Origin of the sequence: Nostoc sp. NMS4 (assembly GCF_017115095.1) — a bacterium.
Lineage (GTDB): Bacteria > Cyanobacteriota > Cyanobacteriia > Cyanobacteriales > Nostocaceae > Nostoc.
Map to the genome: position 1 here is coordinate 1 of NZ_JABXKI010000170.1, position 24,308 is coordinate 24,308.

Here is a 24,308-nt window from a genome sequence, read left to right on the forward strand (position 1 = left end):
TTACAAATCAATAAAATAGATTTTTTATTACTAGTAAAGCGAGTTATTAACTCAGTCTGTAATTAGTCATTTGTCCTTTGTTATGGGATTTCCAAATAAACAAATATCCAATTAATTCTTGTGGGGTGGGCGTCTCGCCCGCCCAGCTTATATGGCGGGCAAGATGCCCACCCCACAATATTGGATAATTTATTTGTTTGGAGTTCCCTATTTGTAATTACAAAGGACTAAATGACCAAGGACGACCATAACAAAAATTTTCACAATCTCATTTAAGATTGCTATATTCAAAGCACCCTTCCCTTTTTAAGGGGATTGGGGGATCTATTGTGCGTAATTCCTAAAGATTGTAGATTAAGGTTTGACAGAGCTATTCACTGTCTGAAGCACTCGATTTGCCACATCAGATGGAATTTTGGTGTAGTTAAGGTCATCATTATATTGTTGACCGTCTTTCAATACCCAATTAATCCATTTCTTAATTGCATCAGCTTTGGAAGCATTAGCATACTGTTTGTAAACCATCATCCAAGTAAGACCAACAATAGGATAACCTTGTCCTGGATCTCCTACAAAAACGCGGTAGTTGTCTGGAAAAGTGACAGTAGACAAAGCTGCATTTGCAGATTCTAAAGAAGGAGCAACAAATTCCCCTTTCTTATTTTGTACGAGTGCTGATTTCAGATTGTTTTGGACAGCGTAGCTATATTCTACATAACCAATAGAACCAGGAGTCCGAGCTACTATAGCAGCTACGCCTGGATTTCCTTTGCCTTTGAGGACATTTGGCAGATTCCATTTTGGAGCAGTGTTAGTTCCAACTCTGCCTTTAAAATAACCACTGATGGCACTCAAGTGATTAGTAAAAATGAAAGTTGTACCGCTACCATCGGCACGAACAGCAAATTTAATTGTTTGATTTGGTAGATTAGCACCTGGATTATCAGCTTTAATTTTTGCGTCATTCCATTTGGTAATTTGACCGGAATAAATTGCTGGTAATGTAGTGCGGGATAATTTGAGATCGCTAACGCCTGGAAGATTGTAAACAACAGAAACAGCACCTCCGGCTGTGGGTACTAAGATTACACCATTCTTGACTTTAGCGATTTCACCATCTTTCATTGCAGCATCACTACCACCAAAGTCAACGGTTCCAGCGATGACTTGACGAATACCACCACCACTACCAATTGCTTGGTAGTTAATTTTCAAGTCTGGATATTTCTTCTTCACTTCACGAGCATAGCGTTCGTAAAGCGGAGCCGGAAAAGTTGCTCCTGCACCATTGAGAGTTTCAGCTTGTGCGATCGCACCGAAAAATGGACTCAGTGCAATAGAAGTTGTTACCATTGAAGTAGCAACAACACGATTCAATATGGCGGTCGAAAAAATCATATTACCTCTGATTTAAGGAATATTTTACTGCTGCAATCCCACTCTTAAATAAGGTACATTTTTTACGGTTAAACTCGTTTAAGAATTCATTAACAATGAATTAAGGTGTATTTAAATCTTACTTTTAAAAATTTTTCACTTAGTAATACTTGATTTGCGATCGCAATCCTATTTGATTGGTGTCCAGATCCCCGACTTCCCGAAGAAGTCGGGGATCTAATTTATCACAAATAATTTAGGATTGCTATAGATTAGTTTAGTAAAAATATGCCGATGAATGTCTTCTGTTACTCTTTAGCTAAAACATTAATGTTAAAGTAATCCGATTAATATTTATTACAGAGTCACTTTTAACCACCCAAAAATATCACCTACCGTCAACCGTAACCCCTGACAGAACTCTGGCACTGGTAAAACAGACTCAATTTCCTCAAAAGCTAAAGGTTGTTGTCTTGCAGGATAAACAGCAATGAATCGCTCATCAGGGTCAATTAACCAACCCATTTGAGTTCCGTGATTGAGAGCGTGTAAGATTTTTTTTATAACTTTTGTATGGCTTTGTTCGGGGGAGAGAATTTCGATTATCCAGTCGGGTGCTGCGGCGAATGTATTGGCAATATCACCATTCTCGTCTATAGGAAGCCTTGCCCAAGAGAATACAGCGACATCGGGAACTATAGAACGTCCTGCAAAAGTGCAACGCAATTCTGGAAAAGCCCAACCCATTTTTTGGACTTTGATAACAGAGTTGATTGTGGGACAGAGTTCTCCTTGAATAGTGCTATGTTTTCCTTGAGGCATAGGTTTTGGAATTACTTTACCATCGATGTATTCACAATACGGTTTAGTTTCTGGTAGTGCGAGAAACTCTTCTAGAGTCAATATTTTATTTGATGCTTGTACCATGATTATCCTAACTTCAATTTATGATGATCTATTTACATAGTTAGTATTTACCTTATTCTAAAATATTTTTTCAATTTGCCAATCAGTCACCATCTAAATTATTTAATGTTTGATTGCAGCTAAAATACAGCACCAAAAGTAGAAATAATCATAATTAAATTATTTAGGGTAGAATGTCCCGTTATTGACAATATTGCTGAAGCTGCTCACTGTAATGAATCAATTCTTGATATCTCACAATACTGCTAAGTGAAAGAATTATAGCAATAATGTTGATGAACCATAGCGTTCTCAAATGCTGCCAAAACCTGAGATGAATACTTACACCTACCACAATAATTGTAGTCAACCATATTACCCACATACTCAGCCAAGCAACTAATTCAACATCAGTATCGCAATCTGGAATTGGAATGCTTGACCCTTCGTATTCATTGAATGGTAATAGAAGTGCCAACACTCCCCACCATATTAGCCAGAGGAGAAAAACACCCTGAAGTACACAGTAAACTATAAATTTCACTTCGTAATAATGATTTTTTTGCTAATCATTTCATGCTTTTTTGCGGTTACAATAGACCACTAAAAGTATAAATAATCCTATTCCTGCCAGATATTTAATTGCATCAGGTACACTAGGATTAGGAGAGAAAAAGCCTTCGATCGCACCAGCAATAATCAACATTGGCACAATTCCAAATACTAGCTGCACCGCTTGAGAACCATAGAATTTTAGTGCATCCCCACGGCGATATTTACCAGGAAATAAAATTGCTCTTGCTAACAAAAATCCCGCCCCCCCAGCAAAAAAGATCGCAGGTAATTCCAAAGCACCATGCGGAAACACAAAGGCCCAAAAAGGATAAGCCAGATTATTTTGACCAACTAAAGTACCAACAGCACCAATTAATAAACCATTAAATACCATCAAATAGGCTGTGTATGCTCCCGCCGTCATCCCACCGGCGACAGCCCCAAAAGACACCGACAAATTATTGATGGCGATCCCGCTAGAAGCCAGAGGTTCAACACCGACAATTGAACCCATCCATAATTTATGCTCATCTTGCACCTTGGTAATCAATCCTTCAGGTACAATCAAAGACATAAAACTGGGGTTTTGCCAAGAATACCAGCATGCGACTAATGCCCCTAGTAAAAACAGGGCTGTTGCCGCAGCAATATATACAAATGTTTTCTGGACTACAGATGGTAATCCCCAACGGTAAAAGTCAAGGATTGCTTGCCATTCCTGTCGCCGCGAACCTTGGTAAATCTGCGTATAGGCACGAGTTGTTAAAGATTGTAAACTTTGGATCAAAGTATTACCGATTTTCTGAGTACGGGCGCGTGCCAAATCTGCCGCGACTGAACGATATAAACTCGCTAACTCTCTAATTTCTGCTGCCCGTAAGGATTTTAACCCTTTTTTTTCGATCTGCCTTAATAAGGCATCCAAACGCTGCCAATTTGGTTCTCGTCGCGCAATCCAACGTTGAATATTCATGAATTTTGGGAACACTCAGTTTAACTTAGCTTAAGATAGCCTCAAATTCATCTCCGTAATTTCAAGGGAAATTTAGCATTATGTCTGAAAACTTTGGATCTTCCGGCCAGATACAACCACTGAGTATCGGTAACGTTGTCAGTGCTGCGGTACGGTTGTATCGTTCTCATCTGAAGACTTATCTTAATCTAGCTGCGATCGCTCACTTGTGGATTTTAGTTCCTGTGTATGGTTGGGCAAAATATGCAGCCATCTCTGGACTAATTTCACGCTTGGCTTTTGGAGAATTGATTTACCAACCTGAAGGCGTTCAAACTGCCAGCAACCATATTAATCCACGTCTTTGGTCATTTTTAAGAGTTGGTTTTCAGATAGGTATATCTTTGCTGGTAGTTTATTTAGGATTAGCGATCGCAGGTGGTATTCTGTCTGCTTTGCTGGTAGCGTTATTAGGAGGAATATTAGGTCGTGGGGGTGTTATAGTTGCAACCACATTGGCATTAATTTTAATGGTAATTATTTTACTGTTAGGACTAACCTGGTTCTACTCCCGTTGGATAGTAGCTGAAGTGCCCTTAGCAGTTGAGGAAAATATTAATGGTGGCGAAAGTATTGCCAGAAGTTGGGAGCTAACTAAAGCCTCAGTATTTCGCATTCAAGGCATTGTTTTAGTTGCTTTTATCGTTACATTGCCGTTAGTGTTTGTATTAAACTATATACCTAGCTTATTCCTACTCAAACTTGAGCCTGGTACTGCTATCTACTCGATTGTATATGTTATTTCTTTGATTGGAAGCTTAGTCGGTGGAGTTTTAGTCATGCCATTTTGGCAAACACTAAAAGCTGTTTTATACTTGGACTTGCGTACTCGGCGTGAAGGTCTAGGCTTGCAATTACGAGAACCTCCCTCGCAAGATTTTCGTTAACTCAATACCTTAATCCAACTCTATTAATTTTGAATTAGTTAAAATATGCGCTTTTTTAATCGCATCACATTCCAGACTCCAGAAAGTGTAGAGTTGGAATTTACTTTAGCAGGAATCGGTAATCGAGCTTTGGCACTGCTGATTGACTATGCAGTGTTGGGTGCAAGTTTGCTTCTGTTTGTCCTTATCTGGAGTATCTTTTCGACGCAGCTGTTACATTTTTTTGAATACTTTTTTACAAATTTACCAAGTTTAGATATTTGGTTGTTAGCAATTTTCTTTATTATCGCCTTTGCAATTTACATTGGCTATTTTGTATTTTTTGAAACCTTATGGTTTGGGCAAACTCCTGGTAAACGGTTTGCTAAAATTCGCGTAGTTCGAGATGATGGTAGACTCATCGGGCTACAACAGTCAACGCTACGCGCCTTACTGCGACCCTTTGATGAAACTTTGTTTATTGGCGCTTTTCTGATTATGTTGGGTAGCCGCGAAAAGCGCTTAGGTGATTTGGCTGCTGGTACAATTGTCATTCAAGCCCAAACACCGATTGCATCTGCAACGTTAATAATTTCAGAACAGGCAAAAGGACTTTATAAAGAGTTAGTACAAATTGCCGATTTATCACCATTGATGCCAGATGATTTTGCTGTGATTCGTGAGTATTTACAGCGACGTGGTGCAATGTCGTTAAAGGCAAGAGCGTCGCTATCTTTAAAATTAGCTGAACAAGTTAAAGCTATTATTAATTTAGAAAAGTTGCCAGAAGTTGTTACGCCTGATGTTTTTTTAGAAGCAATTTATCTCGGATATCAACAACCGAAATTTTAGGCTGGATATTTTCTTTAGAGCATTAACAAACAGATGCTATTGCTGTAACAACCGTTCTCGATGCTCATCTCCTTCTTGTCGAGTCCGCGAAACCCATTCCTGAGCATCCTCACCCAATAGCGGATAGGGAGCCATACCCTTCAAATCGCTCCACTTGCGTTTTGGTTGGGCTTGGTTAATATGCTTTTTTATGCGTTCTACCAAATGCCCCATTACGGTCAATTGCTCTTGTGGAGTCAGTTGCTCAATCTCGCTTAAAATTTTTTCGAGTGACGGACTCATCAATCTAACCTGTTGTCAACATCTGTAAATTTTAGCGTCTTTACGCTTGGGTATATCCCAATTCTTTCAAAAAGAGAAAGGAAAGAGAAGCAAAAAATTGCTTAACTGAACTGTATTGCACTAAGAGCGATCGCATTGCATTTGGTTTGAACAATTAGGAATTAAAAAGTTGGTTTTAAATAAACGGGCTTTGAATAAATTTCTCTATTTTCAGGCAGACATAACTAATAACTAATTAATCAGTAGTTAGTTGTCAGTGAGTGGAAACTACTAACTACTAACTACTAACTAATTACTTAAAAACCTAAAATCGGCCAGTCTGGTTGACGATAATAGCGTGTCATGTTGTCAAACTTTCGCAATTCAACACGATCGATTAAAAATTCTGGCAAATTTAACAGCCATTGGTCATTCAATTGAGAAAGCATTGTGCTGAAACTTATGCGGTCTAGGTCAGATGGAACCTCCCCGAAATAGGCTAATGTAACATGGGCTGTAAAGTGATAATGCTGCTCAATACCCAAAGCAATTAACTTGGGATTTTGATAAATTGTCCGGCGAAATTTAATAATTTCTTCGTAGCAGCGTTCATCTTTAGGTACTAAACAAACGGCTACAGCTCTTGGCATCAGTATCAGCCCCAGCATTTGCCATTTAATCGGATGACTCCCGTTTGTCATCAATTGTTGATATTGCTGAAACATTTCGGTTAAACAAGAGTGTAACTCCTCGTCAAATTTGGAATTTTTTTCGTAGGCATCAAGGTAAGCATTGTCCCAAATTAAATCCGCTAAAGTTAGATGAAAGCTAGCAGGAGGTACAGGTACAATCAAATTACCGTTTACAGGCAACTGTAAAATTTCCTGTTGGTAAGTCTGTAATTTGGCATAGAAAGCAGAGTTTTGTGATTCTTCTTCTGCTGGGGGGGTAATTAGCGTATAGCCAGGAAAGGATGCTGCTTGTCTCAACCCAGAATGTGGTTGAAATTTAGAAGATTCCTGAATATGCTGGGCTTGCGATCTGTAGGCTTCTGGCAGCGTCAGTCGTGCTAACCGATTTAAGTAAGTTTGATAGTTGTCGTCCAATCTTCTAGCCTCATGCTCTCACTTGATAGATTTTAGGGAAAATTACCTTGATTAAGAGAATGATTTCATAAAGTATTTAATTTTTTATGAATGGGCGTTAGGAGTGCTGTTAGCGGTAGCGGGGCGTTTAGCCCGTGCTGAGTTAAGAGTTAGGAGTTTTATTTATCTCCTTGTCTGCCTTGTCTCCCTTGTCTCCCCCATGCCCCATGCCCCATCTAAGAGGTTAAGTCTATGCCAATCTATGTTTACTGGGGTGAGGATGATTTTGCAATGGAAAAGGCGATCGCACTTTTGCGCGATCGCATTCTCGATCCTCTATGGACAAGTTTTAATTACACTGCATTCTCCCCAGATCAAGCTGATGCTGCTATCCAGGGCTTAAATCAGGTGATGACACCGACGTTTGGGGCTGGTGGGCGTTTGGTATGGCTGATAAATACTACGCTGTTTCAGCACTGTCCTGAGAATGTGTTGGCAGAATTGGGGCGATCGCTATCTGTGATTCCTGAAAACTCATTTTTATTGCTCACCAGCCGCAACAAGCCAGATGAACGCCTCAAATCTACGAAATTGTTAAAACAGGTTGCTACCGAATTCCGAGAATTTCCCCTCATTCCCCCTTGGAAAACAGAATTACTGGTGCAATCTGTTAATCAAGCAGCCCAGACGGTGGGCGTGAAACTGACTGCCAATACTGCCCACTTATTGGCAGAATCTGTAGGCAATGATACACGACTACTCTATAATGAGTTAGAGAAATTACGGCTATATGCCCAAGGTAGCAATAAGCCTTTAGATACAGATACTGTTACAAAGTTAGTAAGAAATACTACTCAAAATAGCTTACAATTAGCAGCAGCAATCAGAACAGGAGATCCAGCTAAAGCTTTGACAACACTGGCAGATTTGAGCAATGCTTCCGAGCCGGGATTACGGATAGTTGCGACACTGATTGGACAATTTCGCACCTGGCTGTGGGTCAAGATTATGATAGAAAGTGGGGAACGGAATCAACAGGCGATCGCTCAGGCTGCTGATATCGGTAATCCCAAACGGATCTACTTCTTACAGCAAGAAATCAAGCTGCTTTCTGTGCAACAGTTAATCTCTTGTTTACCCCTACTCCTGGAATTAGAAGTTAGCCTGAAGCAAGGAGCATCAGAAATGTCAACACTCCAGACTAAAGTAATCGAACTTTGTCAAGTATGCCGAGGAAATTGACAATCAAATCTCAACGCTTAATGTATTGAGCAGTTCCTGGAACTTCCAACTCCGAAAATAATTCAAAGTTCTTATAATATCCCTGATGTAGTTTTGTGTCACACCCTATATGAAGAAAATTTCCGATTTATTTCCCCGAACTAGCCGAAAGCGAATCCTTTCGCAATCATTATTTTTCGGTGCGATCGCTTCTGTGAGTTTGATTTCTAACGGTTTTTCATTGAGTTCCAAAGCTGAGGCTCAAACTCCACCACCAATAGTTAACAATACTGAAATCAACAGTTACGCTCAAGCCGTGCTAGCAATGGAGCCAGCCCGTCAAAATGCCTTTGAAGAAATTAAAAAACTTATTGGCAATGGCGAAATTCCCCAGATTGTTTGCAACGATTCTAATAGCATAAATGGTCTTCCCAAGAAGGCTCAAGATATTGCAGTAAACTATTGTACCCACGCTCAAAAAATTGTTGAAGATAATGGTTTGAAATTTGAACAGTTCAACAAAATTACTATGGAATTACAAAGTAATACTATCTTAAAAAAGCAGGTTTACAATACTCTATTACGTCTGCAACAACCTGCTGAACCTCGGTAATTAGAAGGGCTACTTAAGTCTAAGCACGTAGTAAGTAGTTAATTACTACAGGAATCATATTTTATTTCTAAAAAAATCAAGGACGCAGAGGGGTACTTTTTAGAAGCGGTAGTTTGACGGTAAATGTCGCTCCTTCTTCTTTACCTGGGCTATATGCGTAGACAGTACCACCATGTAATTCTACTAAATGACGGACGATCGCTAATCCTAGTCCTAATCCACCATAGATTCTAGTGTTAGAACTATCAGCTTGACGAAAGCGATCGAAAACGTAAGGAAGAAAATTAGAACTGATACCAATGCCTGTATCAATCACCTGAATTTGGGCATATTTATCCGTTGTCTGTTGTTTTCCTTGTCCGCTAACCACTGACAATTGTACCTCTACCCTTCCGCCGACGGGTGTAAATTTGATGGCATTGGATAGCAGATTCCAGATGATTTGTTGTAAGCGCTCCAAATCCCCGGAAACTAAGAATTGAGAATTTTCACCCAGCTTGGTTTGCGATTGTGCTGCTGAAAATTCTAGATTTTGGCAATTAACTCCTAATCGCCAATCGGAATTTGGCGTTTCTTTTAAGGGAATTAGAGAAAATATCAAATCGATTTCTTTGGACTGGGCGGCTAAACTAACAGTCTCGATGGCTGACTCAATTATGGGAACCAAATTACAAATACCGACATCGAGGCGTAACTTACCTCTAATCATTCGGGATATATCTAGCAAGTCTTCAATTAGCTGGGCTTGCGCTTTGGCGTTGCGCTCAATTGTCTCTGTCGCCCTAGCCATTTGGGTATCACTGAGCTTGCTGCGTTGCAGTAATTGCGCCCAACCAAGGATGGCATTGAGGGGCGATCGCAATTCGTGAGATAATATCCCTAGAAACTCATCCTTCATCCGGTTGGCTTCTTGCAACTGCTCAGTTTGTTGTTGCAAAGAAGCAATTAAACTAGCCCGTTCCATTGCGATCGCTATTTGGTCGCATACTGCTTGCATCATCCCTTTTTGATTGTCGGTGAAGCTTAACAGAGTGCGGCTGCCAAAAGAAAGAGTTCCCAATAGCCGTCCTTGGGCGATTAATGGAGATGCATAATAAGCAGTAATACCTAAAGAGCGAATTAATTCTGTTTCCGGGTCAGTTGATTGCTGCACATTCTCTAGAGCGGTTGCAGAAAGCTTCTGGGCTACAGTGCCACAAATTGCTTCACCAAATCTTAAGAATTCGATTTGGTTTGCCAGTTCTGGAGAAATGCCACTGTAAGACTCTAGGCGCATTACCTGAGAGTTATCCTCAACCAAATAGTTAAAGTAAATATCTAAACCAATTTGGTCTCTTAGTTTTTGGTAAACGCTATCGATTAGTACTACTGGTTGCTGACTCAATAGTAAATCGCTGGCTGTGTCAAATAGTAGCTTTAGCCTTTTGTAACCTAACGAGAGGGCTTTTTGAGCAGCCTTGAGGTTGCTAATTTCTTGGAACACCAAAATACAGGTAGCCGGATGACCGTGTATTGCTGGCAAGGTATCAGCAAATACTAGTAGAGAACGCATACCAGCAGGAGTATGCCAGTCTACCTCTAATCCATTCAGACGTTCGCCAAGGGCAACCCGCACTCCTGGCATCAGCTCATTGGGAATGCGATCGCCAGCCGCATCTGTATAGTGGTAAACTGTGTGATACTCTGAGGCTGGTACACCTTTGGGAAATTCACCCCCAGCTAATTCATCAGCAGAGCGATTGGCAAAAGTTACCCGCGCCGTTCCGGGTTCAATAAACAGCAACGGTCTTGGCATCAGATTTAACACATCCTCTAGCCATTTTTGCTGATTTAAGAGTACTTCCTCTGCCTGTTTCCGCTCCGTAATATCTAAAAATGCACCAACGCTTCCTCTGCTTTTACCCTCTTCGTCGAATAGGGGTGCAACGTAGTACAAAAGCTTGACGATTTTGCCATTTTCATGTACCACATCGATCTCAGAATTCAGAACTTCCACACCATGAGCAGCAGAATACTGCATTGGGAGTTCTTCATTTGAAAGTTCCCTTCCCTCGCGGTAAATTTTAAAGCTTGTCGGTCTTTCATCCAAGGGAGCGTTGAGGGAGGCATTTGTATCTAAAGATATCCCCAACTGCTTGGCAAAAGAAGGGTTAACCTTGATATTTTGGCATTCTGGATCTTCGGCAATGCCAATTCCAATGGGAATTACCTCCAACAAAGTTTGTAATTCAGTAATGCGGCGTTGTAGATCCCTGTTTAGTTGTAATATTTGTTCCTTGGCCTGCTTTTGCTCGCTGATGTCACGAGTCACAGTTGCTAAGGCAATTGGCTGACCTGTGTTGTTATCTGTAACAGTAAAGATGTTGTAATCAACTGGTATCGGTTGACCTGTTTGCAGGTGGCAAAAGCAGAATTCTCCTTGCCAGCGCCCTTCTGATAGTACAATTGGCAGTATATATTCTTGAAAATAGGCTTTGTCTTTGGGCATGAAGTAATCTAATACTGCTTTTTGCCTCACTTCATTAAGGTTGGTAAACCCTACCAGCTTTTGACCTGCATCATTTATATAGAGTAATTGACCCTCAAGGGTGGCAACACTGATAAAGTCAGAGCTATTTTCTACCAGCGATACTAATTTTTGTTGCTCTGCTTCTGCTTGCTTGCGTTCGCTCAAGTCGAGGATAAACGCTACTGACTCTTCCCGATTTTCTCCTAGCAGCACGTAACCAACTAAAACTGGGATGCGGCTACCATCCTTACAGATATATTCTTTCTCGTAGGGTGTACAAGCAGCGTTGCTGTTTGCTTGGGCTTCGGCAACACCTCGCTCATCCAAGTATAGATACTCTGGTGGTGTGATATTGCTCCAACTTAATTTACCTGCTAACAAATCCTCTTGGGTGTAACCAATCATCCTCAGAAATTCGTCGTTTGCTTGCTGGATACCGCCATACACATCGCTAAACAGAATGCCAATGACATTAGCATCTACAAAACTTCCTAGTTTAGCTTGGTAGGTTCTCAGTGCTTCTTGGGCGAGGTCGCGTTGATGGCTAAGGCGTTCAATAACTCTGGCACTTTGCCAAATCAAAATAGTAAAAATTACAATCAGAACGATCGCAAACACTGATATTGCAAATGCCGGATCGTATCGTTCTGCCCGTTGCCCTGCAACAATTACCCACCCTAATATAAAAGGTACTGCGATCGCAGCAACTAATAAACGACGCGCAAGTAAGCCGCCGTAACTATCACTTGTAACAACTCTCATTAACCCCTGTTCTGCCCGCACCCACAGAATCCCCATACTTAGTAAGAAGAACAATACGGCTGTGTGTAACGCCATTGATGTTGTATAAGGGGCAAATCCATACAGAACTTTCACTTGGTAGGCATAGCCCATGAGCGCCTGAAAGGATATTAAAGTAGTAATCAGAGCGATAATCTGGGCATACCAATAACTGCGGTGGCTTTTTGGATGAATCAAAATCTGTAGGGCGACACTGAGCAGAATAAAGTTTACTGCTGTGTTCACCCCCATTCGCCCCGGATGTGATGTCGCTATACTAGTTCGCAAATCGCGGAATACTAGTTCATCAATGCCGAGATTCCAGCCGAACAGATATTGACAGAGGGTAAGCGCCGCAATTGTGGTGACAGCTATTATACAAACCTGAGAGACTAGAAGAGTGAGTGCGGACAAGGGGGCTGTGGAACTGGAATTTTGAATTGTTCTTTCCCCCGTACTCCCCTGCTCCCCTTTTAAAAATAGCCACAGCGACACACCACACAACACAAAACACAACGCTGTGTTGACTTTCATTGTGGCAGGACTACCAGGGAAGCCACGCTTAAGAACTTCAATGCCAAGAAACCAGCCAAGTAGTACCAAGCTGCCAACAAAAACAGCGATCGCACTTGCGACTCTTGCCACAAGTACATTTGTAGAGATTTTAAATCTTTCTTGCAGCCGCAAGCGGTTAATGTTTAACATTCAGTGTTCTCTAACCGCATCTATCTAGCGTAGTAAATTTACGTATTTCTTACGATTTAACTATTTATTTCCTTTGTATTTTAGACTACACCTTGACTTGTTTTTCATCTACCTCTATGCATATTTTTTTGCATAATTTAAAGATAATGGGGATTGGGGGAAGAAGAATTTTAGATTTTGGATTTTGGATTTTAGATTGAAATTTAATCCAAAATTTAATTGCCCAATCCCTAGTAGTCTGTCAATAAATAATTGAAAGAACAAATTTGCTGTAGAGACGGCGATTTATCGCGTCTATCCAACCGTCAAAATGGGTTTGACAGACCACTAGTCCGTATTTCAGAATTGCAGAGTATGTCCCTTACCATCATCTTGAAACCGTTGCTCTCCAACACCAACAAGTTCTACAATCACTTCTCGCGGTTGAGGTGTCCACTCTCCAACTCTTGCTTCAATTTCCACTACTGTTTGGTTTAACCGAGTAAATACACGGATATTAGTTAGTGAAAAGCTATTATCTTGATACTTGCTTGTTTGTCCATCATCTTCAAATAGCTGATATTGATTATTACCAGGCCAAATCCGTAATCGGATCTCATCGAGTGGGGATTCATCAACGTATTGGCTAACAGGTTGCATGGGAACGATCGCACCGCTACGAACATATAGAGGCATTCTTTCTAGTGGTGCATGAGCAAGAATGTGAATCGGGCCTTCATAGCGATCGCCACTCCACCAATCATACCAAGTGCCAAGGGGTAAATAGACAACTCGATGCTCAACTCCAGGGCGATAAATTGGTGCAGCCATCAGCGATGCACCTAGCAATACTTGATCGTAGAGGCTATAAGTTTGCAGATCGTTGGGGAAGTGGTACAATAATGGTCTTAAAATCGGTGCGCCCGTTGTTGCTGCTTCCCAGAAAAGACTATAAATGTAGGGCAGTAATTGGTAACGTAGATTAATGTATTCTCGACAGATATTTTCAATGCGATCGCCAAATACCCAAGGTTCATGACGAGCAGTAGACATTGCCGAGTGACCGCGCATTAATGGGTAGAGCATTCCTACCTGCATCCACCGAGCAAATAATTCAGCAGTGGCGTTACCAGCAAACCCGCCAATATCGCAACCCACAAAAGCCACACCCGAAAGTCCCATATTGCAAAGCATCGGCAGAGACATTTCTAAATGCTCCCACAACGATTGATTATCCCCCATCCACACAGAAGACCAACGTTGCACACCAGCATAACCCGATCGCGTCAACACAAAAGATCGCTCTGAACTTCGATGCCGCCGTAACCCTTCACAGCAAGCTTTAGCCATCATCAACCCATACAAATTATGTACTTCCGTATGAGTCACATCAATTCCTAATTTTGTTAGCGCAGCGTTAGCGAGTCCGCGATAGCGTAGCGGTAGCGAGTATTCGAGCGTCGCGTCATTTTGAATTTTGAATTTTGAATTCTCTCCCCCCTGTGGTGCATCTAGAGGAAACCAAATCTTTTCACCATCATCACCGAAAGGGCGATCGTTTATAGCAGGTTCATTCATATCATTCCAAATTCCTGCCACACCAATATCAGTTAGGCTTTTGTGTAAATCAGCCCACCAGTTACATACATCAGGACGCAAAAAATCAGGAAAAACAGCTTTCTCAGGCCAAACGTAGCCGTGGAACAACGCACCATCAGCTTTACGCACAAAATAGTCGTTTTCTAATCCTTGGTCAAAAACATGATAATTACCTTCTGGTTCATACTTCACACCAGGATCGATAATTGTCACTGTTTTGAAACCATCCTGTGCTAAATCACTAATAAGTTTTGCCGCATTGGGAAAGCGTTGAGGACTCCAAGTAAATACTCGATAACCCCGCATATAGTCAATATCCAAGTGAATAACATCGCAGGGAATGCGGCGCTGACGAAATTCCTTTGCTAGTTCCCGCACAACGGTTTCTGATTCGTAACTCCAGCGACATTGGTGATAACCAAGCGCCCATTTCGGCGGTAATGGCATTCTCCCAGTTAGCTGAGTGTAAGTCTCCAAGATTTGGGCAGGTTCGGGACCGTAGATAATGTAATAATCCAATTCATCACCACGAGTTTCCATTTTCCAAATACCTGGTTGTTCAGCACCGATATCGAACTGACTCCAAAAAGTGGTGTTAAAAAAGATGCCATAGCCTAACTCTGGGCGCAAAGCCATCAAAAATGGAATCGCCTGGTACATTTCATCAGTGAGTGAATCATAATCTAGAGCATCCGTCGTCCAGTTGGTTTTCACTTCACTGAGTTTATCTAGAAAACCTGTGCGTTCACCAAAGCCATAGAAATGTTCATCGGCTGCAATTTGTTTCCACCCTGCAACTGCACCCATCCGCCAACCCATACCCATCTCTGCATCTTCAGCAAAGGGGCGATTAGCTTTATCAAAACAGGCAATGCGACACTTTTCTCGCTCGACACACACACGAATCTGTGCTGTTTCAATTTCGACAGTTGCTTCAGTTTCCCGCACCGTAAAAGGTATTATTGCCCATTCTGCATCATCCAGCGTCACTGCCCAAGAGCGGCGAGGCATAAATTCCCCAGTTGGTGCGAAACGCACGCGGATTAAATTGGGCGCAAGGACGCTGATAGTAAAGCGTGAGTCGCCACAGTCAAAATTGATAATATTATTTTCCCATCTGACAGCTTTTACATTGCTAAGTATTGTCCAAGGTTGATTTGTAGTGGGTAGTTTTCCGAAATATTGCGGCATATCAGTTATTAAGCAGGTTAATACTTGTCCGCATTCATGATTACAGAGATACTCAGCCTGAAACTCTTTCTTTTGCTAGAGGTTGGGTGAAAGATGAGCAGATATTTTTTACCAAAATTGTTTTTATAATGTACAAACTTGTGCATTGGTATTGCAAGACGCGATAAATCGCGTCTCTACATCAGGGTTCAAATCGGATAATTTAAACGAATTTTCTGGAATAGGCTAATGTAGTAATGTAGATTATTTAGTGTAGTACATAAGGAGGACGAACTATGACTGAGTTGCTAGCAGTCCGAGTTACTTTGACCATCCCAATTCAAAGGACACAAGGCGCAGAGATTCTGTTCAGTCCTCTTTTTTACAGGAATGAAAACTAGAATTCACAGACATTCTGGTGCGGGGAATTCCCCTGCATAGAAAGAAGTGTCGTCCTCTGTGCAACCTTGTGCAAAACAAGTCGCACAAATCGAGGAAACATCAATGAATTTGGATTATTTAGGCTGGAGTGACTTTTTTGCTCGCAGCTTTGAACCCTATTGCTTACAAGGATTTAGCGTTGGTAGGGTTGCCATTGAATACAGAAATACTTACACCCTCTATACTGAACAGGGGGAACTTTCAGCAGAAGTTTCAGGTAAATTGCGACATCGAGCTTCTAAAGCACAAGATTTTCCTGCGGTGGGAGATTGGGTTGTGATTACTGTCAGAGAATCAGAAGGACGAGCCACTATCAACGAGATTTTACCCAGGAAAAGCAAATTTTCTCGCAAGACGGTTGGTAGTAAAACAGAAGAACAAATTGTGGCAGCGAATATTGATACAGTCTTCTTAGTCTCAGGATTGGATGGCGATTTTAACCCAAGAAGAGTTGAGCGTTATCTCATTCTGGCTTGGGAAAGTGGTGCAAATCCGGTAATTGTGTTAAACAAAGCAGATTTGTGCAATTCTCTAGAAGAGTATTTAATCCAAGTAGAGGCAGTTGCTTTGGGTGTACCAATTGCGGTTTTAAGTGCCACCAATCATCAAGGTTTGGATGACTTAAAACCTTACTTACAACCAGGACAGACAGTTGCTTTGTTAGGGTCTTCTGGTGTTGGTAAATCCACCATCACTAACCAACTGCAAGGCACATCTTTGCAAGTTGTGCAACCAGTACGGCAAGGTGATGACCGAGGTAGACACACGACAACTCATCGTGAATTGATTTTGCTCTCTACTGGCGGATTAATTATTGATACTCCAGGAATGCGGGAAATCCAAATTTGGGCAGGTGATGAAGGTTTGCAAGAAACTTTTGCAGATATCGAAACCTTGGCGCAAGAATGCCATTTTCGCAATTGTCAGCACAATAGGGAACCTGGTTGTGTAGTGCAGCTGGCTTTGGCTGAGGGAGAACTTGATTATTCCAGGTTTATTAGCTATCAAAAGTTGCAAAAAGAACTCGACTACCTTACCCGCAAACAAGACCAGAGGGCGCAATTAGCTGAGAAAGAACGATGGAAGAAGATTCATAAATCCATGCGAAATCATCACAAGCGCTAATTGCACAGGTGTCATGCCTTTTCACACAAACTTTGATACAGCAATTTTCTTTTACATGAAGTACAAAGCTACGGGTCTTGAGGCAGGAAAAAGGAAGTAAAAACCAACTCTTTATGTCCAATGGCACTAAGTTAAGATACAACCCTTGCCCCAACTGGTTCCCAGAGGCTCCGCCTCCTCTTTTTTGACATAGATCCCCCTAAATCCCCCTTAAAAAGGGGGACTTTGAAAGGTTTTGCCCCTCTTTTTAAGGGGATCAATAAGTGCCTAAAATCACAGCCAACTATTTTTCAAACAGCCTCTCATATCAAACTCCTTCATTGTGTATTGTGATTTTTTTGGACTGCACAAATAAGAAATTCAGTTTTCGTTGCAAAAGGTTAGTTTTGAATACTTTTATAAAATATCTAAAAGTATCTGATTGCACATATTAGTTATGATAAATAATTTCATCAGCTAGCAAATTATGAGCGCATAAGTCATATCTATCAAAGGTTGTAAGAATAATCTTCTATTAAATAGATAATTAATTTGAGATTCTGCAAATTAATCAGTGAGATGTATGTTATGGTTTTTATAGGAATCAAACAAGTGAAAACACAAAAAGACTTCAAGACAAGTTTGAGGCAAGCTCAATAAAGTTTTTTTGCTCTGGTAAGTCCCCTTCAATTAGCTACATCTTTTTTTAACGAAAATCTAAAACTAGATTGAGTAGGATAGTAGCCTTTGTAACAACTTGAAGTCAATCAAAATTTATCTGGGTATAAGCCAATAAGAGTTGGCTAACCTAGCTAGAGCATTACTCGCTAAAGGCAATTACTCTTGGAGTCTGGGAAGAAAGACTCTTAGTACAGCCTGACAATTCAATAGAAATACAGAATATTTACTAACTTAGTCTTGCGGGAGTAAACATTTTCAACCGCAAACTAAGTTGAAGCAGTTGCTGACTTTTGGAACGAAAACTTCAAGCAGAATGGTGTCGTTCCATAATTTCGAGGAATTTAACCATACTGTCAAAAGTCATCAAGATATTATCTAAGCCAAAGTATCAGGGTTTGCCTGTGTAGGTATTATATTACTGCACTGGTGGCTACCACTTTTAGGCTGGATTTTATTCTGCTGCATCAATCACGAAACGAGAAGCACTATAGATTTTCTTGGCGACTTGACATCAGCAAAATCAGAAAAGTTGTAGCAACCATTTAAGAGTGGATTGCAATTTGGTTGGTTGTGTGGTTCAAGGAACAAATCTGCGTTCATTTGAATTCCTGCTGCAACCACTCTTGAGGCTTGAGCAACCATTTGGAATTGGTTACAACAAATGATAATGCTGAAGTCATGGTTTAAAAGGCTTCGTTATGAGGAGATTAGATTTCTCTATCTCTTAAGCCATGTCTGACGACAAGCCGCTCTGCGTCTACGCTTCGTGGGTAAATATGTTCTGATTTTAACTGTTTTTGCCAGGGTGCGATGTCTAGCGACAAGTCGCTATGCGTCTACGCCAACAGGCTCTACTTCCCTACAGCACCAAGGGTGAATATCTCACATCAAGCTTCCGACTCATCAACTAAATCATTGTAGGAAAACACAACCATGACTGAGCAAAAGATTAGACAAATAGCTTTCTATGGTAAAGGCGGTATTGGTAAATCTACCACTTCTCAAAATACCCTAGCAGCAATGGCTGAAATGGGTCAACGCATTCTGATTGTTGGTTGCGACCCTAAAGCTGACTCTACCCGTTTGATGCTACACAGTAAAGCTCAAACAAGCGTTCTGCAATTGGCTGCTGAACGTGGCGCTGTAGAAGATATTGAACTCGAAGAAGTAATGCTGACCGGTTTCCGCGATGTACGTTGTGTGGAGTCTGGTGGTCCTGAACCTGGTGTGGGTTGCGCTGGTCGTGGTATTATCACCGCTATCAACTTCTTGGAAGAAAACGGTGCTTACAAAGATGTTGATTTTGTAAGTTACGACGTTTTGGGTGACGTTGTGTGCGGTGGTTTCGCTATGCCTATCCGCGAAGGTAAGGCACAAGAAATCTACATCGTTACATCTGGTGAAATGATGGCGATGTATGCAGCTAACAACATTGCTCGTGGTGTTCTCAAATATGCTCACACAGGCGGTGTGCGCTTGGGTGGTTTGATTTGTAATAGCCGTAACGTTGACCGGGAAATCGATTTAATCGAAACCTTGGCAAAACGTTTGAACACCCAAATGATTCACTATGTACCTCGTGACAACATTGTTCAACACGCAGAATTGCGCCGGATGACTGTTAACGAATATGCACCTGACAGCAATCAAAGTAACGAATATCGGACATTGGCTACTAAGATTATTGACAACAGGAATCTCACTGTTCCCACCCCAATTGAGATGGAAGAGTTAGAAGATTTGTTGATTGAATTCGGTATCCTTGAAAGCGAGGAAAATGCTGCAATGCTAGTTGGCAAAACTGCTACTGAAGCACCAGTAAAGTAACACCAATTAAATAATGGTTTAGGGTGGGCAAGCAGCCCACCTTTTTTTTACGTTTCAATCCCTAATAGGGATTTTGATGAATTGCAATCAACTCACCTCTAAATCGGATGTTTGATTTTACCTATCGTTTCAATCCCTAATAGGGATTTTGATGAATTGCAATATCTTTGGCTATTATGTAGTGTTCCAGATCATCCGTTTCAATCCCTAATAGGGATTTTGATGAATTGCAATTTGAACTTCCCACTAGAGGCTAAATAAATGTCTGTTTCAATCCCTAATAGGGATTTTGATGAATTGCAATTGAAGGTTAAGCCGGATAACGGAGTGTAACCTTAAGTTTCAATCCCTAATAGGGATTTTGATGAATTGCAATGAAATCTTGCCAGGAATGAGAATTTAATAGAAAGTTTCAATCCCTAATAGGGATTTTGATGAATTGCAATTGATGAAAAATAGGAGGAGAGCCAACAGCCCAAATGTTTCAATCCCTAATAGGGATTTTGATGAATTGCAATCTGAGGTACAGGATAGCAATAAAAAGATGGCAAAGCGGGTTTCAATCCCTAATAGGGATTTTGATGAATTGCAATCTTAGTGTCGCGCTTGTTCCTATGGGTGCGATGTTGTTTCAATCCCTAATAGGGATTTTGATGAATTGCAATATCAGAGTTTGAGATTTACCCCGTCAACTACCAAGTTTCAATCCCTAATAGGGATTTTGATGAATTGCAATGTCGATAGTCCTTACACAATATGTCAAGGAAGAACTACCTAGTTTCAATCCCTAATAGGGATTTTGATGAATTGCAATGGCGGGAGCCTGAAAGCCAAGCTGTATTTAGTTTTCAAGGTGCGGTTGCGCGATTTAAAAGCAATAGTAGCATTAGAGAATTTGTTTGGCAAGAATGCCAGAAAAATTTAAAGGCTAAAACCCTGTTTTGATAGGTATTTCAGAGATTGCGCGGATTAGGATTAGGTAAATAATGGGTTGAAAGCCTTGCTGGAGTTGGGATAGAGGCACTTTTTTTTGGCTGTGAAATTTGTACACCTATCCCTCCGCGCATTTAAGATGCAGAAAGCTAGCTAGAAGGGGACTCAGCAAAGAAAATTGTTTCGTCCCGTGGCTGTTCTCCGCCAATACGTTCGACTTTTCGCTGACAACAGCCACAGAGAAAATAAAAGCGCACGCTGTCTGTGTCGGGTTTTATTAATTTAGCTAAACGCGATCGCAGTTTAGCATACTGAGTAGGAGTGATATCGCACTCAAATACACTCAGTTGCATCCATTGTCCGTAAGACTTGAGAATTGAATGGATTTTTGTACGACGCTTATCTTCTGGAATGTCGTAACTGACAACAATATACATGGGATGAGGGAGATGGGGGAGAATGACTAATTACTTGAGAATTAAAGGGGGATATTTATCGATTTCGTTCATGAGGTACTTACTTAGTAACCTCGCTTGAATTTCAAAGGATTCTTGGTAGGTGCATTTGTTTCCCATGACTGGATGTTTGAAACTCGATAGTTTTTTTTGTTGGTAGGCGCGAAGAAATGTATGTAGTCCTTCTTTGGTTAAAGACACGGCACCACTGAGCGGTTCGGTGGTAAAGTCAGTTAGGGTTAGCGATCGCTTGTTAATCAGCGACAACACCACAGCATCTACTATTAAAGGACGAAATTCTTCCATTAAGTCCAAAGCTAGGGAAGGTCTACCATAACGCTCGACGTGTAAGTATCCTAGATAAGGATCGAAGCCAACAATATTTAAAGCACTCTGCACATCATGGCGTAGTAATGAATACCCAAGGCTAAGTAGGGCGTTAACTGGATCGGTTGGTGGGCGGCGGTTTCTGGCTTTAAATTGAAATTCTGGGGTTTTGATTAGGTGTTGAAAGCAACCAAAATAGGCTGCACTACCAGCACCTTCTAAGCCTCTGAGGGAATCAATATTGTTAGTTTTTTCGATTGGTGCGATCGCGTTTTCCAATCGAGTAATGTTATTATTCAAATCAACATCAGGATGTTCTCGTTGAGTGCGAAGTAAGCTATGGCGGTAATTTTTTAATTTACCCCGCACAAATCCTTTAACTAAATGTATTGCTGGTTGTGATTCTCCCACAGCTTGCCATTGGGCTTTACGAACAAAGATATTTTTGGTAACTTCTGGTTCTAAACGCCCTAAATATCGTCCGTTTTGTGTGAGAAATGTTAAACAAATGTGACGTTCTAAAAGTTCACTTACAGCTGATGGGGAAACGGTAGCCCGTCCTAGTACTACAATTCCCTCTATTTTAATTAAAGGGATATCCAAGATTATTTTTTGTTCAGCTTTGACGGTAAGACGTTCGTCAAGTTTGCCGATAAAAGCATCGGTTTCTATTACGTAAACTGTTCCCATTTTTGATGATTCCTAGTAATAATTGGGGTTTGAGCGAATAAATTTATCGCTTATAATTTAAGACGGTTTAGCAAGGGTTATGGTGTAGATAATTGGGTCTTTCAAGACGCGATAAATCGCCGTCCCTACAAGTGTTTTGGTATTATCTGAATTGTGTTGTGATTTAATTTACTTCTTGATAACTTTTGACTTTATCAGTTGCTTTGGGTAAACATTGCGAATAGAGGCTGCATCCTTGGCAGCGTTTGCTGTAAACTGGTTTTGGCATTGCTCCTGTTTCTAGGAGATTTGTGACAGATTGAATAGTTGCGATTGCACTCTTTCTCAACTCGTGATTAATCTCTACTAATTGCCGTTGATGGGAGTGGGCATAATAGATATATCCAGTGTTAACTGGTTGTCCTGTCATTTCTTCTAAACATAAGGCTTGGGCGCAAACTTGCAACTCATCGTTATCCCATTCGCCTTTGCGTCCCCGTTTGTATTCTACTGGATAAACTTGACCAGATTCAGCTTCAATTAAATCAGATTTGCCGATGAGTTTGTATTGCTCTGACTTGAGCCAAATCGCCCGCACTTGCCAAGTTTCTCCTCGCTGTATATCGCCTGTAGTGTGGACGCGATCGTGTAAAGTTGTACCTTCAATTGTGTATTGATTATCGGTAAACTCCCCTGCACAAAACATCCGCCAACAGCGATGCGGACAATAGGCATATTGATTCAATGCCGCAATGGAAATATATTCAGTTTGATTCATAACTTAGTTGATTGTTAAATTATTATTAGAATTATGGAGAATATAGCCGCCGTGTCATTCCCATTCCCATAGTTGTTTTGCGACCAATTCCTGCATACAAAGCAAAATTAGCTAAAGCGTTAAGTTGCTTAATTTGTATCGGTTCAATTTCTCCCAAAATCTTGTAATTAACTTCGCCAATAATGCCAATAAATTTGCTGCGAGAGTCAGCTAATATTTCTGTGTGAATATTGACAAATGAGGGAAATATTGACTCGATCGCAATCTGAGTAAATTCTATACCACTGTATTTATTCCACCGCGAAAGTAGGGAATTAAAGACAGATTCTCTGGTAGGAAGGGTAGTATCATACTGTCCTTGACGAAAGGCGGTAGGAGTGGAAAAGCTAAGGTTGATGGAAGAATTGCGCTCGTTAGCTTCTTCGTATAATTGAGCATAAGTACTGGCATTTGCCCAAGGTTGAATAGATTGGGGTGTGCCTTGAATGCTGGTAATATATAAGTCAGCCGGGCCAAGATGCCAAGGGCGATTGGGATTAAGATTTAGCCAGAGTTGGGTAAGTTTGCCAAATAAAGTGTCATCTAATAAAGAGATGCGCCACCAACAAGGAGTCCCGGCGGGAATGGGTTGTTGATGTGAATATTGCAATTTAGATCCCCCTTTACCACTCTTCAAAACGGGAGAGTTTGTATTACTAATTTGTAGGGGGGAGAGGGTGAAAGCTTTATCTGCGGTGGAATCGTGCAAGCGATCGCCCAATGTGGTATCTACAGAACTAACGAGGGTTAAAAATAGGGCGTGGAGATGTCTACCTGTAAGATACTGTGGTGGAATGGGCGATTGAGGTAGCAAATTCAACACTAAACTATGAGGCATACTTTCTCTTTTTGGTTGTAGACTGAGTGATTCTTGACTCTACAGTAAACTCAGGGATTTCCTGGAGTTCAGTATCACTCAAACTATACTGTTCACAAACGAGACTTAGGCGATTTCCTGGGGTTTTGACAGCGTTAACTGAGTGGGTTAAATCACCTTGAAAATAAACTAAAGTATTGAATTGGGGCTTAATTTGCCCAAGTTGGCGTTTGTGCGATCGCAATACCAGTTCTCCCCCTTCCATATCTGCTGGTACGCGTACATAGAGGACACTTACAACCGCAGGCGGTTCAATGGTTTTGGAGTAGGAACGTAAGGAGCGATCGATATGCGGATCGACGCGGGAGCCTTCTTTGAGTTGTAAAGGATTGAGGTAAAAAGCGTTACAACTCGACTGGAGAGCCAAATCTAGATAAGGTTTGAAGTAGGGAAACTGCTGTTCTACTTTTGCTAATCCAGAACGCTGAAATACCACAGAAAATCCTTTAGTAGCGACAAAATCGCGGTTGAGGTTGTTGATAGCAAAGTAAGGACAAGCTTGGATTTCTCCCCACAAGTTGTTTAGGTAATCGCTGGGGAAAGCGTTGGATTGTTGTTGATAGTGTTTCACTGGGGATAGAGGAGCGATCGCTGAATGTGGTATCTAAAATTTTAAAGACTGTCGAGTGATCATAGTAGTATTCTTTTAAGTGAGAAAAACTACGTAGGAAGAAAGACCAATGAGAA

19 protein-coding genes and 1 CRISPR repeat array are annotated in these 24,308 nt (G+C 41.1%); of the genes, 6 read left to right on the forward strand and 13 right to left on the reverse strand.

Annotation, left to right across the window (positions count from 1 at the left end; translation table 11 throughout):
• Positions 1-354 precede the first annotated feature (354 nt).
• From pstS to HWQ37_RS14455, 4 genes are all read right to left on the reverse strand, one after another.
• Entirely contained in the window at positions 355-1,398 is a 1,044-nt protein-coding gene (gene pstS / locus HWQ37_RS14440; protein ID WP_292748280.1) for a phosphate ABC transporter substrate-binding protein PstS, read from the reverse strand.
• A gap of 336 nt (positions 1,399-1,734) precedes the next feature.
• Positions 1,735-2,304: a Uma2 family endonuclease gene (locus HWQ37_RS14445; RefSeq protein ID WP_292748281.1), complete on the reverse strand. Its 570-nt coding sequence runs from the start codon at positions 2,302-2,304 to the stop codon at positions 1,735-1,737.
• A 181-nt stretch (positions 2,305-2,485) separates the two neighbouring features.
• Positions 2,486-2,827 carry a hypothetical protein gene (locus tag HWQ37_RS14450; protein ID WP_292748282.1) on the reverse strand — a complete coding sequence of 114 codons (342 nt, stop codon included), beginning with the start codon at positions 2,825-2,827 and terminating at the stop codon, positions 2,486-2,488.
• A gap of 30 nt (positions 2,828-2,857) precedes the next feature.
• Positions 2,858-3,811 carry a stage II sporulation protein M gene (locus HWQ37_RS14455; RefSeq protein WP_292748284.1) on the reverse strand — a complete coding sequence of 318 codons (954 nt, stop codon included), beginning with the start codon at positions 3,809-3,811 and terminating at the stop codon, positions 2,858-2,860.
• A gap of 80 nt (positions 3,812-3,891) precedes the next feature.
• Here HWQ37_RS14455 and HWQ37_RS14460 point away from each other — a divergent pair, with 80 nt between their 5' ends.
• Positions 3,892-4,737 (forward strand): hypothetical protein, encoded by an 846-nt coding sequence (locus tag HWQ37_RS14460; protein WP_292748286.1) that lies wholly within the window; start codon positions 3,892-3,894, stop codon positions 4,735-4,737.
• Between the two features lie 45 nt (positions 4,738-4,782).
• On the forward strand, positions 4,783-5,568 hold the full coding sequence (locus HWQ37_RS14465) for an RDD family protein (protein ID WP_292748288.1): 786 nt from the start codon (positions 4,783-4,785) through the stop codon (positions 5,566-5,568).
• Between the two features lie 36 nt (positions 5,569-5,604).
• On the opposite strand, the gene HWQ37_RS14470 is transcribed toward HWQ37_RS14465, so the two are convergent.
• Both HWQ37_RS14470 and HWQ37_RS14475 read right to left on the reverse strand, forming a co-directional pair.
• Positions 5,605-5,850, reverse strand: a complete 246-nt coding sequence (locus HWQ37_RS14470) for a hypothetical protein (RefSeq protein WP_292748290.1) — start codon at positions 5,848-5,850, stop codon at positions 5,605-5,607.
• A 296-nt stretch (positions 5,851-6,146) separates the two neighbouring features.
• Complete coding sequence (locus HWQ37_RS14475) at positions 6,147-6,935, reverse strand: DUF1868 domain-containing protein (protein ID WP_292748292.1); 789 nt, start codon at positions 6,933-6,935, stop codon at positions 6,147-6,149.
• 231 nt (positions 6,936-7,166) lie between these two features.
• Between HWQ37_RS14475 and holA the strand changes: the two genes are divergently transcribed.
• On the forward strand, positions 7,167-8,156 hold the full coding sequence (gene holA / locus HWQ37_RS14480; protein WP_292748294.1) for a DNA polymerase III subunit delta: 990 nt from the start codon (positions 7,167-7,169) through the stop codon (positions 8,154-8,156).
• 109 nt (positions 8,157-8,265) lie between these two features.
• Positions 8,266-8,748: a DUF4168 domain-containing protein gene (locus HWQ37_RS14485; RefSeq protein WP_292748295.1), complete on the forward strand. Its 483-nt coding sequence runs from the start codon at positions 8,266-8,268 to the stop codon at positions 8,746-8,748.
• Positions 8,749-8,824: 76 nt separating this feature from the next.
• Here the strand turns inward: HWQ37_RS14485 and HWQ37_RS14490 are convergent, their stop codons facing one another.
• Positions 8,825-12,742: a PAS domain S-box protein gene (locus HWQ37_RS14490; protein WP_292748296.1), complete on the reverse strand. Its 3,918-nt coding sequence runs from the start codon at positions 12,740-12,742 to the stop codon at positions 8,825-8,827.
• Positions 12,743-13,081: 339 nt separating this feature from the next.
• Positions 13,082-15,511, reverse strand: a complete 2,430-nt coding sequence (locus HWQ37_RS14495) for a glycoside hydrolase family 31 protein (RefSeq protein ID WP_292748298.1) — start codon at positions 15,509-15,511, stop codon at positions 13,082-13,084.
• A gap of 483 nt (positions 15,512-15,994) precedes the next feature.
• Between HWQ37_RS14495 and rsgA the strand changes: the two genes are divergently transcribed.
• Positions 15,995-17,056, forward strand: a complete 1,062-nt coding sequence (rsgA, locus tag HWQ37_RS14500; RefSeq protein WP_292748299.1) for a ribosome small subunit-dependent GTPase A — start codon at positions 15,995-15,997, stop codon at positions 17,054-17,056.
• Between the two features lie 1,593 nt (positions 17,057-18,649).
• Entirely contained in the window at positions 18,650-19,543 is an 894-nt protein-coding gene (nifH, locus tag HWQ37_RS14505; protein ID WP_292748300.1) for a nitrogenase iron protein, read from the forward strand.
• Between the two features lie 51 nt (positions 19,544-19,594).
• A CRISPR array of direct repeats spans positions 19,595-20,357; the repeat unit is 37 nt; unit sequence GTTTCAATCCCTAATAGGGATTTTGATGAATTGCAAT.
• 268 nt (positions 20,358-20,625) lie between these two features.
• On the opposite strand, the gene cas2 is transcribed toward nifH, so the two are convergent.
• The 5 genes from cas2 to HWQ37_RS14530 form a co-directional block, all read right to left on the reverse strand.
• Entirely contained in the window at positions 20,626-20,913 is a 288-nt protein-coding gene (gene cas2, locus HWQ37_RS14510) for a CRISPR-associated endonuclease Cas2 (protein WP_069070563.1), read from the reverse strand.
• A 30-nt stretch (positions 20,914-20,943) separates the two neighbouring features.
• Positions 20,944-21,948, reverse strand: a complete 1,005-nt coding sequence (gene cas1d, locus HWQ37_RS14515) for a type I-D CRISPR-associated endonuclease Cas1d (protein ID WP_292748304.1) — start codon at positions 21,946-21,948, stop codon at positions 20,944-20,946.
• Between the two features lie 163 nt (positions 21,949-22,111).
• Positions 22,112-22,705: a CRISPR-associated protein Cas4 gene (cas4, locus tag HWQ37_RS14520; protein ID WP_292748305.1), complete on the reverse strand. Its 594-nt coding sequence runs from the start codon at positions 22,703-22,705 to the stop codon at positions 22,112-22,114.
• Between the two features lie 31 nt (positions 22,706-22,736).
• Positions 22,737-23,582: a CRISPR-associated endoribonuclease Cas6 gene (gene cas6, locus HWQ37_RS14525; protein WP_292748306.1), complete on the reverse strand. Its 846-nt coding sequence runs from the start codon at positions 23,580-23,582 to the stop codon at positions 22,737-22,739.
• A complete protein-coding gene (locus tag HWQ37_RS14530) occupies positions 23,572-24,192 on the reverse strand; it encodes a 2OG-Fe(II) oxygenase (RefSeq protein WP_292748307.1) in 621 nt (206 codons plus the stop codon). The genes cas6 and HWQ37_RS14530 overlap by 11 nt, the downstream gene beginning before the upstream one ends.
• Positions 24,193-24,308 lie beyond the last annotated feature (116 nt).

Bases quoted from the DNA above. Each gene is read 5' to 3' on its own strand.
- pstS (WP_292748280.1), bottom strand. From the start codon at position 1,398: ATGATTTTTTCGACCGCCATATTGAATCGTGTTGTTGCTACTTCAATG.
- HWQ37_RS14445 (WP_292748281.1), bottom strand. From the start codon at position 2,304: ATGGTACAAGCATCAAATAAAATATTGACTCTAGAAGAGTTTCTCGCA.
- HWQ37_RS14455 (WP_292748284.1), bottom strand. From the start codon at position 3,811: ATGAATATTCAACGTTGGATTGCGCGACGAGAACCAAATTGGCAGCGT.
- HWQ37_RS14460 (WP_292748286.1), top strand. From the start codon at position 3,892: ATGTCTGAAAACTTTGGATCTTCCGGCCAGATACAACCACTGAGTATC.
- HWQ37_RS14465 (WP_292748288.1), top strand. From the start codon at position 4,783: ATGCGCTTTTTTAATCGCATCACATTCCAGACTCCAGAAAGTGTAGAG.
- HWQ37_RS14470 (WP_292748290.1), bottom strand. From the start codon at position 5,850: ATGAGTCCGTCACTCGAAAAAATTTTAAGCGAGATTGAGCAACTGACT.
- holA (WP_292748294.1), top strand. From the start codon at position 7,167: ATGCCAATCTATGTTTACTGGGGTGAGGATGATTTTGCAATGGAAAAG.
- HWQ37_RS14485 (WP_292748295.1), top strand. From the start codon at position 8,266: ATGAAGAAAATTTCCGATTTATTTCCCCGAACTAGCCGAAAGCGAATC.
- HWQ37_RS14490 (WP_292748296.1), bottom strand. From the start codon at position 12,742: ATGTTAAACATTAACCGCTTGCGGCTGCAAGAAAGATTTAAAATCTCT.
- HWQ37_RS14495 (WP_292748298.1), bottom strand. From the start codon at position 15,511: ATGCCGCAATATTTCGGAAAACTACCCACTACAAATCAACCTTGGACA.
- rsgA (WP_292748299.1), top strand. From the start codon at position 15,995: ATGAATTTGGATTATTTAGGCTGGAGTGACTTTTTTGCTCGCAGCTTT.
- nifH (WP_292748300.1), top strand. From the start codon at position 18,650: ATGACTGAGCAAAAGATTAGACAAATAGCTTTCTATGGTAAAGGCGGT.
- cas2 (WP_069070563.1), bottom strand. From the start codon at position 20,913: ATGTATATTGTTGTCAGTTACGACATTCCAGAAGATAAGCGTCGTACA.
- cas1d (WP_292748304.1), bottom strand. From the start codon at position 21,948: ATGGGAACAGTTTACGTAATAGAAACCGATGCTTTTATCGGCAAACTT.
- cas4 (WP_292748305.1), bottom strand. From the start codon at position 22,705: ATGAATCAAACTGAATATATTTCCATTGCGGCATTGAATCAATATGCC.
- cas6 (WP_292748306.1), bottom strand. From the start codon at position 23,582: ATGCCTCATAGTTTAGTGTTGAATTTGCTACCTCAATCGCCCATTCCA.